The organism is Pantoea sp. X-Soil-ISGK-285 (assembly GCF_059730815.1).
This window is the reverse complement of sequence record NZ_AP035938.1, coordinates 2,956,076-2,969,460: the sequence shown is the minus strand read 5'-3', so window position 1 is coordinate 2,969,460 and position 13,385 is coordinate 2,956,076. Positions and strand designations below refer to the sequence as shown.

The following is a 13,385-nucleotide window of genomic DNA, read 5'->3' as shown; positions in this document are numbered from 1 at the left end:
CTTACTTTCTGATGCGAATCACCGGCGTTTCGCCGACGGTGACCTGGCCAGTCAGCTTAATCAATTCCTTGATTTCATCCATGTTGGAGATGACAACCGGTGTCAGGGTTGATTTCGCTTTCTCTTCCAGCAACGGCAGGTCAAACTCGATAACCACGTCGCCTTTTTTGACCTTCTGGCCTTCTTCAGCGATGCGTTTGAAGCCTTCACCTTTCAGTTCTACCGTATCGATACCGAAGTGGACGAACAGCTCAATGCCATTGTCTGATTCGATCGAAAAAGCGTGATTGGTTTCAAAAATCTTACCGATAGTGCCATCAACAGGAGCAACCATTTTGTTGCCGCTGGGCTTGATCGCAATACCGTCGCCCACGATTTTTTCTGCAAACACCACATCTGGTACGTCTTCAATGTTCACGATTTCGCCTGACAGAGGCGCTACGATGTCAATTGTCCCAGCGCTATCCGTTTTTTCGCCAAAAAGTTTAGAAAACAAACCCATGATCTTCTCCTAAGCAGTAATTTGGGGCCAGCATCATGCGGATTAGCAGAGCGTTTTTTCCTTAATGAACTTGTTTACCAGGTTCATTAAATCTTCCGCTGTCGGTTGAGCCAGTGCCTGCTCCGCCAATGCCTTCGCATCTTCAAAATTAGTATTACGAATGATTTTCTTGATGCCAGGGATAGAAATGGCACTCATGCTGAACTCGTCCAGCCCCATTCCCAGTAACAGTAGTGTAGCACGTTCATCACCTGCCAGCTCACCACACATGCCGGTCCATTTACCTTCAGCGTGAGATGCATCAATGACTTGCTTGATTAAGTTAAGCACAGACGGCGCCATTGGGTTGTACAGGTGCGAGATCAAATCATTACCACGATCGACCGCCAGAGTATACTGCGTCAGATCGTTTGTCCCAATACTGAAGAAGTCGACTTCCTTCGCCAGATGATGAGCAATCACGGCTGAAGCCGGGGTTTCCACCATGATGCCGACTTCGATGCTCTCATCAAAGGCTTTACCTTCTTCACGCAACTGCGCTTTCAGCAGTTCCAGCTCCGCTTTCAGGCTGCGTACTTCTTCAACCGAAATAATCATCGGGAACATGATGCGCAGTTTACCGAAAGAGGAGGCGCGCAGAATGGCACGCAGCTGCGCATGCAGAATCTCTTTGCGGTCCATGGCGATACGGATAGCGCGCCAGCCGAGGAACGGGTTCTCTTCTTTTGGCAGGTTCATGTAAGGCAGGTCTTTGTCGCCGCCGATGTCCATGGTACGCACGATAACGGCCTGTGAACCCATGGCTTCAGCGACGGCTTTGTACGCCTGGAACTGCTCTTCTTCGCTTGGCAGTGAGTCACGATCCATAAACAGGAATTCGGTGCGGTAGAGACCCACGCCTTCAGCGCCGTTACGTTCAGCACCGGCGATATCGCGCACAGTACCGATGTTGGCGCAGACTTCAACCTGATGACCATCCAGCGTAACGGCTGGCAGATCTTTCAGCTTAGCTAATTCATGTTTTTCCGACAGATACTGGTTCTGTACGGCTTTCAGCTCTTCCTGAATCGCTTCTGAAGGATTGACGTGAATCGCATTGTTAACGCCATCCAGAATCAGGAAATCGCCATTTTTCACCGTGACGGTCACATTGCCGGTACCGACAATGGCTGGGATCTCCAGCGAGCGCGCCATGATTGAGGTATGTGAGGTACGGCCACCCAGATCGGTGATAAAGCCCAGCACCTTCTTCAGGTTCAGCTGTGCGGTTTCTGACGGCGTTAAATCTTTTGCCACCAGAATGGATTCGTCCGGAATAGCGCTCAGGTCAACGATATGCAGACCGAGGATGTTTTGCAGCAGACGCTTACCGATGTCACGTACGTCAGCCGCACGCTCTTTCAGATATTCGTCATCTAACTCCTCCAGTGCTTTCGCCTGGCCATCGATGACCGAGTAAGCAGCAGCATCGGCAGAAGCGTGATCTTTTTTGATCAGGTCGATGATTTCCTGCTCCAGCTCTTCATCTTCCAGCAACATAATGTGGCCTTCGAAGATTGCTGCTTTCTCTTCACCGAGGGTTTCACCCGCTTTGACGCGAATCGCTTCCAGTTGTAATGCCGCTTTTCTGCGGCCATCGAGGAAGCGCTGAACTTCCTGCTCAACCTGGTCATCAGAAATTTTCTTGCGGTTGATGACGATCTCGTCTTCTTTCAGCAGCAGTGCTTTGCCGAAAGCGATACCTGGTGATGCTAAAATGCCTGAAATCATAACGCTACCTTTTAATCACGATGGCTGATGGGACTCTGTGCGGTGCCATTGTCGCGGGACACGTACTCTACGAAAGCAATAACGCGGACAGGTTGTCCGCGATCAAGATGTTTGCACTCAATGGCGCAGAGGAGTCGATTTGCTGGAGAGCTGAGCGGAGATTACTCCAGTTCAGCCATCAGTTTGACCAGATGCTCAACTGCTTTCTGCTCGTCTTCACCTTCCGCGGAAAGGGTCACAACCGTTCCCTGGGTTAAACCCAGTGTCTGCAGCTTGAACAGGCTCTTCGCGCTCGCTGATTTACCGTTAGAGGTCACGGTAATTTCTGACTGGAAAGCTTTGGCTTCTTTAACGAATTGCGCAGCTGGGCGAGTGTGCAGACCGTTTGGTGCAGTAATGGTAACTTCTTGCTGGAACATTCTATTTCCCCAACGTTATCAGGATGAGTGTTATGGATCTAAAGTCTAGCCTGGAGCCTTTACTTTAGCCTGTGTAGGTGCGCGGGTATAGCTTCATGCTGACCAAAGACGCGCATGCGTCAAATCTACAGTCCGTTGCGTCTCAAAACCGATTCTACACGTCACCGGTTAATTATGCCGTGATTCGCCGTTTCACTGAATCCGTAAATCGATTCAGCTTGATCCACTTCAAACGCGGATTAATTTCAGGCATCGAAATAATTGGCAGTCTAAATACCAGAGCGGCGTCACTGAAATCAATCTGCCGGGTGATGAAAGTGAGATCTGCACCACAAAAAAGCACCCGATTGGGTGCTTTTTTCTCCATTTTCGGACTATCGGCCTCTGCTACTGAAGCTCTTTTTCAGTGAAGAGATCGGCAAACAGGGCGGTACTCAGATAGCGTTCACCGGAGGAGGGGAGGATCACCACAATATTTTTGTTGGCGAAGGCTTCATCTTCCTGCAGCTTCAGCGCCGCGGCAACGGCAGCACCGGATGAGATACCGGCCAGAATACCTTCCTCTTCCATCAGCCGACGCGCCGTACTGATCGCCTCTTCATTGGTGATGGCCACGACGCGGTCCACCAGATTCAGCTCAAGGTTGCCCGGGATAAAGCCTGCGCCGATACCCTGAATTTTGTGTGGGCCGGGCTTGATCTCATCGCCCGCCAGCGCCTGAGCAATCACCGGGGAATCGGTCGGCTCAACCGCGACGGTAATCAGATCTTTTTTGCCTTTGGTGTTTTTGATGTAGCGGCTCACGCCGGTCAGCGTACCGCCGGTGCCGACACCGGCAATAAAGACATCCACTTCGCCGTCCGTGTCTTCCCAGATTTCCGGGCCGGTGGTCTTTTCATGGATTTCCGGGTTGGCCGGGTTGCTGAACTGCTGCAGCAGCACATATTTATCCGGATTGCTGGCAACAACCTCTTCAGCTTTGCTGATGGCACCTTTCATGCCTTTGGTGCCTTCGGTCAGTATCAGCGTCGCGCCCAGCGCCTTCAGCAATTTACGGCGCTCAACTGACATGGTTTCTGGCATCGTCAGCGTTAATTTATAACCGCGCGCTGCGGCGACATAGGCCAGAGCAATACCGGTGTTGCCGCTGGTCGGTTCAACCAGTTCAACACCCGGTTTCAGAATACCGCGTTTTTCTGCGTCCCAAATCATATTGGCACCGATACGGCATTTTACGCTGAAGCTCGGGTTACGGGATTCAACTTTCGCAAGGATGCGGCCGTTACCGATGCGGTTCAGTCGAACCAATGGCGTATGACCAATTGTCAAAGAGTTGTCTTCATAGATCTTACTCATAGCCTGTCCTTAACTGTATGAATTATTGGGAACCCTATGAGCATACCTTTTCTGCCTGGTGGCGGAAGGAAAGAAATCGTATATCTATATGTCGCCCGGCAATAAGCCCTGCTAAAAAGAGCATAAGGCGCGCTGATGAATTTAACGCAACTCATGACGTGCCAGCGTTGACCGGTAGCGATCGACCCACATGGCGGTGGCACCGCAGACGGCAACCGGCATGATCACCAGGTTCAGAACCGGGATAATGGTGAACAGACTGATTAGCGCGCCAAACTGCATATTGGCCGTTTTGTGTTGACGCAGGGCGTTGCGCATCTGCTGAAACGGCACTTTGTGGTTATCGAACGGATAGTCGCAATACTGGATGGACAACATCCAGGCGCTGAACAGGAACCACAGCACCGGCGCTACGGTCTGGCCAAAGCCAGGAATAAAGTAGAGCAGCAGCAGTCCCAGCGCGCGGGGCAGGTAATAACCCAGTTTTTGCATCTCGCGCTTCATAATGCGCGGCACATCCTTGATCATTCCAGCCCAGCCGCTGTCCGGCAGAGGCTTGCCTGTCAGGCGGCCTTCCAGCTGCTCGGCCAGCAGGCCGCAAAACGGAGCGGCAATTAAGTTTGCCAGGGTCGAAAAGAAGTAGCTAAACACCAGCACAATCGCAATCACCGACAGCGGCCATAACAGATAGCTCAGCCACTGCAGCCAGTCCGGAATATGGGCCATCAGCCGCGGGATCCAGTCACCGAGACGATAGAACAGCCAGATGAAAGCGCCACCCAGCATCACGATATTGATCAGCAACGGCATCACTACAAAGCGGCGAATGCCAGGCAGACGTACCAGTTTCCAGCCCTGGCTAAAGTAGTGCATGCCGTTAAAATTTGAGACGGAATTCTCAATGGCCATAAAGCCAGTTCTCCTGAAGATGTTAAGGCGCGCCCACTATAACCTGGCTTTTTCTCCAGGCCAGGTGCCGTTTGGGTAAAAAAACAGCGAAAAAGCGTGGGTTGCCTATCTTATTTGTCAGAAAATAGTGCACAGACTTGCACTTGTGTAGCAGGGCAAATACAGTTAGAGGATAAAGTTTGCCGCGGTGGCAAGGTATTGGAACAACAGAGAATACAATGATGCAGGATTTGCGTCTGATATTAATCGTTGTTGGCGCGATCGCCATTATAGCGCTCCTTCTTCACGGGCTGTGGACCAGCCGTAAAGAGCGTTCGTCAGTGTTCCGCGATCGCCCGCACAAACGTCTAAAACAACGTGATGAAAATGATGAGCAGGACCTGATTGACGACGAGGATGATGGCGTCGGCGAGGTTCGCGTTCGTTCTGATCGCAACGTACATCAGGAACCGCGTTTCGATGAGATTCGCGAGCCACAGCCAGAAGCGCCGCGTAAGCCTGCGCCCGCTGAGCCTGTGCGTCAGCCTGCGCCACGACCCGCACCGCAACCCGAACCTGAAAGCGACCCGCTTTTTAACACGGCACCGCAGCCTGCTCCGCAGTCGCGCCCTGAACCGGTTCGTCAGCAGCCCGCACCCACTTTTGTCGCGCCGCCCGTTCAGGCCGACCCACTGCTGGATCTCGACCCGCTGGAATCTGTACAGCCAGCACCGCAGTACCAGGCAGAACCTGAGCCGCAGCCTGAAGTGACACCGGCGCCCGCGCCAGCACAGCCTGCTGCTAAAGCGCCAGCGGAAAAACCGAAAGAAGCGGTACTGGTGCTGCATGTTGCCGCACACTCGGGCGGTGAACTGAACGGTGAGGCCCTACTGCAGGGTATTCTCCAGGCGGGCTTCCAGTTTGGTGAAATGAACATTTTCCATCGTCATCTCAGTCCGGCTGGCAGCGGCCCTGTATTGTTCAGTCTGGCCAATATGGTTAAGCCGGGCTCATTCAATCCTGACCTGATGACCGATTTCAGCACGCCTGGCATCTCTATCTTTATGATGGTGCCTTCTTATGGCGATGCGAATCAGAACTTCAAGCTGATGCTGCAGTCGGCTCAGCGTATCGCTGATGATGTAGGTGGCGTGGTGCTGGATGATGAGCGTCGCATGATGACGCCACAGAAGCTGGAAACTTACAAAGCGCGTATCCGCGATGTGGTTGGCGTCTGAGACCTGCGCTAAACGCTATCTGAATTGTTAAAAACAAACCCCCGCCTGTCGGGGGTTTTTTATCTGATGGGGCTTTATGAAATCCGTCCAGGATCACATCACCGAACTGCGCACCACGTTGCGCCATCATGAATATCTCTATCACGTTATGGATGCGCCGGAAGTGCCGGATGCTGAATACGATCGTCTGATGCGCGAATTGCGTCAGCTGGAAGAGGAGCACCCGGATCTCATTACGCCAGACTCGCCGACACAACGCGTGGGTGCCGCGCCGCTGACGGTCTTCGAGCAGGTGCGCCATGAAGTCCCGATGCTGTCGCTGGATAACGCCTTTGATGAAGCCACGTTTATGGCTTTCAACAAGCGGGTGCAGGATCGCCTGAAAAGCAGTGACGACATAACCTACTGCTGTGAACTCAAGCTTGATGGCGCTGCGGTCAGCCTGATGTATGAAAATGGTCTGCTGGTCCAGGCCGCAACGCGCGGTGACGGCACAACCGGCGAGAACATTACCGCCAATGTCCGCACCATTCGCGCTATCCCGCTGCGGCTTAAAGGCGACAACATTCCGGCACGGCTGGAAGTGCGTGGCGAAATATTTATGACGCAGCGCGGCTTTGAAAAGCTGAATGAGGAAGCACGCCGGACTGATGGCAAAGTCTTTGCTAATCCGCGCAATGCAGCAGCCGGTTCTCTGCGTCAGTTGGATCCGCGCATTACCGCCAAACGTCCGCTGACCTTCTTCTGCTACGGTTTTGGCCTGCTGGAAGGCGGTGAGATGCCGCACAGTCACATGGGGCGTCTGCAACAGTTTAAAGCCTGGGGCCTGCCGGTCAGCGACCGCATTAAGCTGGTGCACAACGCAGAAGAAGCCCTGGCCTTCTATCGTGATATTGAACAACAGCGTCCGAATCTGGGTTTTGATATTGATGGCGTGGTGATCAAAGTCGATTCACAGGAACTGCAGGAAAAGCTGGGCTTTGTGGCGCGTGCGCCGCGCTGGGCGATTGCCTTTAAATTCCCGGCACAGGAACAACTGACCTGGGTGCGGGACGTCGAATTTCAGGTTGGCCGCACCGGGGCTATCACACCGGTAGCTCGCCTTGAGCCGGTGCAGGTCGCGGGCGTGATCGTCAGCAATGCCACGCTGCATAATGCGGATGAAATCGAGCGGCTGGGATTACGCATCGGCGATCGGGTGGTCATTCGCCGCGCCGGTGATGTGATCCCGCAGGTGGTCAACGTGGTGCTCGCCGAGCGCCCTGAACAGACGCGTGAAGTCCTGTTTCCGGCACACTGTCCGGTTTGTGGTTCCGAGGTTGAACGGGTCGAAGGGGAATCGGTCACGCGCTGCACGGGCGGTTTAATCTGCGGTGCTCAGCGCAAAGAGGCGCTGAAGCATTTTGTCTCGCGCCGGGCACTGGATGTTGATGGCATGGGCGATAAGATTATCGACCAGCTGGTGGAGAAAGAGTACGTCAACACGCCAGCGGATCTGTTCCGTCTCACGGCGGGCAAACTGACCGGACTGGATCGCATGGGGCCGAAATCGGCGCAAAACGTTGTCGACGCGCTGGAGAAAGCGAAATCGACTACGCTGGCGCGATTCCTCTATGCACTGGGCATTCGTGAAGTAGGTGAAGCCACCGCTGCTAATCTGGCTAACCATTTTGGTGAGTTGCAGAAGGTCATGGATGCCGATCTTGAGGCGCTGATTGCGGTGCCGGATGTCGGCAAAGTCGTTGCGGCACACGTGCGCAACTTCATGGAAGAGGAAAGCAACCGTGAGGTTATCCGCCAGCTGGTCGAGGATATCGGTATTCACTGGCCGCAGGTGGTGGTGGTGAGAGCCGAAGAGATCGACAGTCCGTTCGCCGGTAAAACGGTGGTGCTGACCGGCTCACTGTCGCAGATGAACCGCGATGATGCCAAAGCGCAGCTGATCGCGCTGGGCGCAAAAGTCAGCGGCAGTGTCTCAAAGAAAACTGATTTGCTGATTGCCGGTGAAGCGGCTGGTTCAAAGCTGGCGAAAGCAGCGGAGCTTGGCATTGAAGTGATTGATGAAGCGGAAATGATCCGCCTGCTGGGAGCCTCAGATGGATGAACATCAGCTGGTGGCGATAGCCAATACGCCTATGCCGTTTGGCAAATATAAGGGGCGGATGCTGATCGATCTGCCTGAGCCTTATCTGCTGTGGTTTGCCCGCAGTGGGGACTTTCCGTCTGGTCTGCTGGGTGATCTCATGCAACTCACCCTGACAATAAAAATTGAGGGTCTGGAAGGGTTAGTTAAACCGCTTCAGACCCGTAAGTAACGCTGCCCGCACTGGCGGGCAGCCGATCTATTTCTGAGACTCCATTACCGAATCCTTGACCTGCACAGCCTGCTGCTGCTTCTCATTGGTCTTCTTATAACGTCCGGCAATAAATGAGCAGACCATCAGCTGTACCTGATGGAAAATCATCAGTGGCAGTACAATAATCCCCACGGTACTGGCCGGGAACAGGATATTCGCCATCGGCACGCCATTCGCCAGACTCTTCTTCGAACCACAAAACAGCACCACAATCTCATCGGCGCGTTTAAAGCGGAACAGACGCGAGGCCAGCAGGTTGATAATCAGCACGGCGGTCAGCAGGATGATTGAGCCTGCCACAATCCACAGCAGCGTAATCAACCCAACGCGATGCCAGATGCCGTTAACCACCGCTTCACTGAAGGCGGAGTAGACCACCAGCAGAATGGAGGTCTGGTCGGTTTTGCCAATCAGGCTGCGGTGCTTTTCAACCCAGCCCCCGATCCAGCGCCGGGAGAGGTGACCCAGCACGAAAGGCACCATCAGTTGCAGCATAATCTTCCCGATCTGCTCCAGTCCATCGCTGGGCGCGCTGCTGTGAATATCCATCACCAGGTTCACCAGCAACGGCGAAATAAACACACCCAGCAGGCTTGATGCAGAGGCGCTGCATACCGCTGCCGCAACATTACCGCCCGCCATGGAGGTAAACGCGATAGCAGACTGCACGGTCGCAGGCAGGATACAGAGGTAGATAAAGCCGGTATAAATTTCCGGGCCGACATTAACCGGATGCCACCAGACCAGCAACAGACCCAGCACTGGAAACAGCACAAAGGTGCTGAACATAATCCACAGATGCAACCGCCAGTGACTGCTGCCTGAGATGATCTTTTCACGCGACAGCTTGGCACCATGCATAAAGAACAGCAGTGCTATCGCTGCCGTCGCGAGATAGCTGAATATATCAACGTAGATCCCTCTGGCTGGCAGGAAAGAGGCCAGCAGCACGGTGATGATGAGTTTAACCATCATCGGATCGAGTTTTAAAAATCCCATTGTTAAATTCCGGTAAATTTTTCAATAGCGCGATTGTGCGTGAAACCTGTTTAGAAATAAAATTGATTTATTGAATTAATCTATGAGCAGAATCGATGAATTACACCCTGCGTCAGCTACGAACCTTTATTGCGGTGGCACACTATGGCGGATTCAGCCAGGCGGGGCAGGCGATAGGTCTGAGTCAGTCGGCGGTCAGCCACAGTATTAAAGAGCTGGAAGCGGAAACCGGCGTGCGGTTGCTGGATCGAACCACCCGGGAGGTGATGCTGACTGAAGCGGGAAAACAGCTGGCGTCACGCATGGAGCGCCTGCTGGAGGAGATTCATACCACGCTGCTGGATATCCGCAGTTTTGGCGAACAGCGCAGTGGTACCGTCAGGGTGGCAGCCAGCCAGACCATTTCCGCTCATCTGATGCCGCAATGTCTGGCTGCCAGCCAGCAACACTTTCCTGACATCAAAGTGATACTGCACGATCGCGCCCAGCAGTGGGTGCTGCAAAGTGTGCGTAACGCCGAAGTCGATTTCGGGATTGTGATTGGGCCACTCAGCGACAGCGATTTTGACAGCATCGCGATTCTTGATGAGCCTTTCCTGCTGCTATGCCGTGATGATGATCCGCTGGCGCAGGTGGAAAGGGCAGAATGGTCAATGCTGGATGGCCGCACCATGGTGCTTCAGGACTATGCTTCGGGCAGTCGGGTCCTCATTGATGCGGCGATGCAGCAGCAGAATATCAGGGCTGAAGTCGTTCAGGAGATTGGTCATCCCGCTACGCTGTTTCCGATGGTGCAGGTGGGGATCGGCATCAGTATTCTGCCCGCGCTGGCGTTACCGTTGCCGGCTGATCGCGCATTAACCGTGCGGCGTCTATATCCGGAAATCAATCGCAGCCTTACGCTGATCAAGCGTAAAAACCGTTCGCTGACGCCTGCTGCCGAAGCGATCTGGCAGGAGGTGCGCCAGCAGGCGACGCTGCTGGCGCAACAACGCGAGGCCAGGCCCGCATTTTAGATGTAGACGTCAATTTTGTTGGTGTCGGTAGGGCGGTTAATCCCGTCTGCTTTGCTTTCACTGACGGACGAGCTGTCACTCTTTGGCTGATCCTGCTCGGCCTGCTTCTGTTCCAGCTGAGCAATCTGTGCCTGCAGCATGGTGATTTGTGACTGATACATCTGCTGCATTTCAGACTTCTGTTCGTCAGTCAGTTCTTTGTTGTCGGCCAGCTCTTTGACTTGCGTTAAGACGTTCTGAATCTGTTTATTCAGCGCCGCGACCTGAGAGGCAACACTGCCGCTACCGCTGTCACCGCCACTGACTGCACTGCTTAGAATTCCGGAAATTGAAGACATCATTTTTCTCCCTGTAAGTTGTCAGATACGTTATCGGCACGCTGTGAAACGACTTGAGAGCTGAAATTGTTAAGGTTGCGAAAAGGCGAGAGCTTATCTGTTACGCCAATGTCAGTGCTCCCTGATCCAGCACGCTTTTTAAAGCCTGAAGTCGCAGAAAAGGGCAGTTCAGATTTAAGCATGGTTAAGTCAGTGCAGCAGAAACGAAAAAAGCGCCTTAAGGCGCTTTATTCTGAATTGGTGGGTCGTGCAGGATAGCCTCGGCCCGTCGTGGGCCTCGCCCTGCGGGTGATGCTGTCGCATCAGCCTGAATCGCTCCCGGCGATTCAGTCGAACCTGCAGCAGGTTCTCATCCTGCACGGTAAAGTCCGTGCCCCGGAAACGAAAAAAGCGCCTTAAAGGCGCTTTATTCTGAATTGGTGGGTCGTGCAGGATTCGAACCTGCGACCAATTGATTAAAAGTCAACTGCTCTACCAACTGAGCTAACGACCCGAAGTGGTGGGTGATGACGGGTTCGAACCGCCGACCCCCTCCTTGTAAGGGAGATGCTCTACCAACTGAGCTAATCACCCACTTCGTACTTCAGTACTACTAACAGGCAAGATATGGTGGGTGATGACGGGTTCGAACCGCCGACCCCCTCCTTGTAAGGGAGATGCTCTACCAACTGAGCTAATCACCCATATCTTCATACCTGTTCACTGCGGGCCACGCTGTTAAGAGTGGTGGGTGATGACGGGTTCGAACCGCCGACCCCCTCCTTGTAAGGGAGATGCTCTACCAACTGAGCTAATCACCCCCGCTGTGTGGAGTCGCATTATAGGGATAGTTGATTTTGAGTCAACGCTTTTTAAAACATAAATGTGCGTTCGGTTTATTTTTAAACACCCTGTCGCGCTTTTAGCCAATGTGCTGGTTTTACTGGCAGAAAAGCCCCTTTTCCCGGGCGGCAACTGGCGGGCATGCATTGAGGATTCACCGTCAGATGCTAGAATGTGCCCACTGTTTTTTCGCGTCTAACCTGTTTTTTGTCATCCAGACAGAGAACCCGCGCATCTAAGGCAATACTCAATGAAAATCAAAACACGCTTCGCGCCCAGCCCGACTGGCTATCTGCATGTAGGTGGCGCCCGTACCGCACTTTACTCCTGGCTCTTTGCCCGTCACAACCAGGGCGAGTTCGTGCTGCGCATTGAAGATACCGATCTGGAGCGCTCCACGCCGGAAGCTATCGAAGCCATCATGGATGGCATGAACTGGCTGAGCCTCGACTGGAATGAAGGCCCTTACTACCAGACAAAACGTTTTGATCGTTACAACGCGGTCATTGATGAAATGCTGGAAGCGGGCACAGCCTATAAATGCTACTGCTCTAAAGAACGTCTGGAAGCGCTGCGTGAAGAGCAGATGGCCAACAACGAAAAGCCGCGTTACGACGGCCGCTGCCGTGACAGCCATGAACATCATGCAGATGATGAGCCGTGCGTTGTGCGTTTCCGCAATCCGCAGGAAGGGTCGGTCATCTTTGACGACCAGATCCGTGGCCCGATTGAGTTCAGCAACCAGGAGCTGGATGATCTGATCATCCGCCGCACCGATGGTTCGCCAACCTACAATTTCTGCGTCGTCGTGGATGACTGGGATATGGGCATCACCCATGTGATTCGCGGTGAAGACCACATTAACAACACGCCACGTCAGATCAACATTCTCAAAGCAATTGGCGCGCAGGTTCCGGTCTATGCCCACGTCTCAATGATCCTGGGCGATGACGGCAAAAAGCTCTCCAAGCGTCATGGCGCGGTAGGGGTGATGCAGTATCGTGATGATGGCTACCTGCCGGAAGCGCTGCTCAACTACCTGGTTCGTCTGGGCTGGTCACATGGCGATCAGGAAATCTTCAGCGTGGCCGAAATGGCTGAGCTCTTTACCCTGGATGCAGTCAGTAAGTCTGCCAGTGCGTTCAACACTGAGAAACTGCAGTGGCTGAACCATCACTACATCAATACGCTGCCGCCAGAATATGTGGCGACACATCTGCAGTGGCATATTGAAGAGCAGAAAATTGATACCCGTACGGGTCCGGAACTGGCGAAGCTGGTAGGTCTGTTAGGCGAGCGCTGCAAAACGTTAAAAGAGATGGCTGCATCCTGCCGCTACTTCTATGAAGACTTTGCAGAATTTGATGCCGATGCCGCGAAGAAACATCTTCGTCCGGTAGCACGTCAGCCGCTGGAAGTGGTACGCGATAAGCTGGCCGCGATCGAAGAGTGGACGGCTGAAAACGTACATCAGGCTATTCAGAGTACCGCAGATGAGCTGGAAGTCGGGATGGGGAAAGTGGGCATGCCGCTGCGCGTGGCCGTAACCGGTGCCGGTCAGTCACCCGGACTGGATGTCACCGTGGAAGCGATAGGCCGCAGCCGCAGCATTGCACGTATTGAGCAGGCGCTGGCCTTTATCAATGAGCGTGAAGCGCAGGCTTAGTAAACAGAACCGGA

At 53.6% G+C, this 13,385-nt stretch carries 12 protein-coding genes, 4 tRNA genes and 1 other RNA gene; 5 read left to right on the top strand and 12 right to left on the bottom strand.

What is annotated here, in order from left to right; genetic code table 11:
- Position 1: 1 nt before the first annotated feature.
- The 5 genes from crr to cysZ all read right to left on the bottom strand — a co-directional run bounded on the left by crr (position 2) and on the right by cysZ (position 4,956).
- A complete protein-coding gene (gene crr / locus AC6I8B_RS14030) occupies positions 2-502 on the bottom strand; it encodes a PTS glucose transporter subunit IIA (RefSeq protein ID WP_010259911.1) in 501 nt (166 codons plus the stop codon).
- Positions 503-544: 42 nt separating this feature from the next.
- Entirely contained in the window at positions 545-2,272 is a 1,728-nt protein-coding gene (ptsI, locus tag AC6I8B_RS14025; protein ID WP_157352730.1) for a phosphoenolpyruvate-protein phosphotransferase PtsI, read from the bottom strand.
- A 161-nt stretch (positions 2,273-2,433) separates the two neighbouring features.
- Positions 2,434-2,691 carry a phosphocarrier protein Hpr gene (gene ptsH / locus AC6I8B_RS14020; RefSeq protein WP_003848868.1) on the bottom strand — a complete coding sequence of 86 codons (258 nt, stop codon included), beginning with the start codon at positions 2,689-2,691 and terminating at the stop codon, positions 2,434-2,436.
- A gap of 387 nt (positions 2,692-3,078) precedes the next feature.
- The gene (gene cysK / locus AC6I8B_RS14015; protein WP_010671366.1) at positions 3,079-4,047 is read right to left on the bottom strand and encodes a cysteine synthase A; all 969 of its coding nucleotides are present in this window, start codon (positions 4,045-4,047) and stop codon (positions 3,079-3,081) included.
- A gap of 141 nt (positions 4,048-4,188) precedes the next feature.
- Positions 4,189-4,956: a sulfate transporter CysZ gene (cysZ, locus tag AC6I8B_RS14010; RefSeq protein ID WP_157352728.1), complete on the bottom strand. Its 768-nt coding sequence runs from the start codon at positions 4,954-4,956 to the stop codon at positions 4,189-4,191.
- Positions 4,957-5,174: 218 nt separating this feature from the next.
- Between cysZ and zipA the strand changes: the two genes are divergently transcribed.
- The 3 genes from zipA to AC6I8B_RS13995 all read left to right on the top strand — a co-directional run bounded on the left by zipA (position 5,175) and on the right by AC6I8B_RS13995 (position 8,488).
- Positions 5,175-6,173 carry a cell division protein ZipA gene (gene zipA, locus AC6I8B_RS14005; RefSeq protein ID WP_022624162.1) on the top strand — a complete coding sequence of 333 codons (999 nt, stop codon included), beginning with the start codon at positions 5,175-5,177 and terminating at the stop codon, positions 6,171-6,173.
- A 76-nt stretch (positions 6,174-6,249) separates the two neighbouring features.
- Positions 6,250-8,277: an NAD-dependent DNA ligase LigA gene (ligA, locus tag AC6I8B_RS14000; protein ID WP_022624163.1), complete on the top strand. Its 2,028-nt coding sequence runs from the start codon at positions 6,250-6,252 to the stop codon at positions 8,275-8,277.
- Positions 8,270-8,488 (top strand): DUF3820 family protein, encoded by a 219-nt coding sequence (locus AC6I8B_RS13995; RefSeq protein ID WP_003848878.1) that lies wholly within the window; start codon positions 8,270-8,272, stop codon positions 8,486-8,488. Before ligA ends, AC6I8B_RS13995 begins: the two co-directional genes overlap by 8 nt.
- Before the next feature lie 27 nt (positions 8,489-8,515).
- Here the strand turns inward: AC6I8B_RS13995 and AC6I8B_RS13990 are convergent, their stop codons facing one another.
- Positions 8,516-9,529, bottom strand: coding sequence for a bile acid:sodium symporter family protein (locus AC6I8B_RS13990; RefSeq protein ID WP_010671370.1), 1,014 nt, complete (start codon positions 9,527-9,529; stop codon positions 8,516-8,518).
- 95 nt (positions 9,530-9,624) lie between these two features.
- On the opposite strand from AC6I8B_RS13990, the gene AC6I8B_RS13985 reads away from it, so the two are divergent.
- Positions 9,625-10,545, top strand: coding sequence for a LysR family transcriptional regulator (locus AC6I8B_RS13985; protein ID WP_010259882.1), 921 nt, complete (start codon positions 9,625-9,627; stop codon positions 10,543-10,545).
- Here AC6I8B_RS13985 and AC6I8B_RS13980 read toward each other — a convergent pair.
- From AC6I8B_RS13980 to AC6I8B_RS13955, 6 genes are all read right to left on the bottom strand, one after another.
- Entirely contained in the window at positions 10,542-10,883 is a 342-nt protein-coding gene (locus tag AC6I8B_RS13980) for a FlxA-like family protein (protein ID WP_157352943.1), read from the bottom strand. The two genes, AC6I8B_RS13985 and AC6I8B_RS13980, sit on opposite strands and share 4 nt — an antisense overlap.
- Positions 10,884-11,121: 238 nt before the next feature.
- A non-coding RNA gene (locus tag AC6I8B_RS13975) (RtT sRNA) lies at positions 11,122-11,257 on the bottom strand.
- A 43-nt stretch (positions 11,258-11,300) separates the two neighbouring features.
- A tRNA-Lys gene (locus AC6I8B_RS13970) sits at positions 11,301-11,376 on the bottom strand.
- 4 nt (positions 11,377-11,380) lie between these two features.
- A tRNA-Val gene (locus AC6I8B_RS13965) sits at positions 11,381-11,456 on the bottom strand.
- Positions 11,457-11,490: 34 nt separating this feature from the next.
- A tRNA-Val gene (locus AC6I8B_RS13960) sits at positions 11,491-11,566 on the bottom strand.
- A gap of 41 nt (positions 11,567-11,607) precedes the next feature.
- Positions 11,608-11,683, bottom strand: a tRNA-Val gene (locus AC6I8B_RS13955).
- 272 nt (positions 11,684-11,955) lie between these two features.
- On the opposite strand from AC6I8B_RS13955, the gene gltX reads away from it, so the two are divergent.
- The gene (gene gltX, locus AC6I8B_RS13950; protein ID WP_157352726.1) at positions 11,956-13,371 is read left to right on the top strand and encodes a glutamate--tRNA ligase; all 1,416 of its coding nucleotides are present in this window, start codon (positions 11,956-11,958) and stop codon (positions 13,369-13,371) included.
- Positions 13,372-13,385 lie beyond the last annotated feature (14 nt).

Excerpts from the sequence above, each read along its gene's own strand:
- crr (WP_010259911.1), bottom strand. The coding sequence starts at position 502 with ATGGGTTTGTTTTCTAAACTTTTTGGCGAAAAAACGGATAGCGCTGGG.
- ptsI (WP_157352730.1), bottom strand. The coding sequence starts at position 2,272 with ATGATTTCAGGCATTTTAGCATCACCAGGTATCGCTTTCGGCAAAGCA.
- ptsH (WP_003848868.1), bottom strand. The coding sequence starts at position 2,691 with ATGTTCCAGCAAGAAGTTACCATTACTGCACCAAACGGTCTGCACACT.
- cysK (WP_010671366.1), bottom strand. The coding sequence starts at position 4,047 with ATGAGTAAGATCTATGAAGACAACTCTTTGACAATTGGTCATACGCCA.
- cysZ (WP_157352728.1), bottom strand. The coding sequence starts at position 4,956 with ATGGCCATTGAGAATTCCGTCTCAAATTTTAACGGCATGCACTACTTT.
- zipA (WP_022624162.1), top strand. The coding sequence starts at position 5,175 with ATGATGCAGGATTTGCGTCTGATATTAATCGTTGTTGGCGCGATCGCC.
- ligA (WP_022624163.1), top strand. The coding sequence starts at position 6,250 with ATGAAATCCGTCCAGGATCACATCACCGAACTGCGCACCACGTTGCGC.
- AC6I8B_RS13995 (WP_003848878.1), top strand. The coding sequence starts at position 8,270 with ATGGATGAACATCAGCTGGTGGCGATAGCCAATACGCCTATGCCGTTT.
- AC6I8B_RS13990 (WP_010671370.1), bottom strand. The coding sequence starts at position 9,529 with ATGGGATTTTTAAAACTCGATCCGATGATGGTTAAACTCATCATCACC.
- AC6I8B_RS13985 (WP_010259882.1), top strand. The coding sequence starts at position 9,625 with ATGAATTACACCCTGCGTCAGCTACGAACCTTTATTGCGGTGGCACAC.
- AC6I8B_RS13980 (WP_157352943.1), bottom strand. The coding sequence starts at position 10,883 with ATGTCTTCAATTTCCGGAATTCTAAGCAGTGCAGTCAGTGGCGGTGAC.
- gltX (WP_157352726.1), top strand. The coding sequence starts at position 11,956 with ATGAAAATCAAAACACGCTTCGCGCCCAGCCCGACTGGCTATCTGCAT.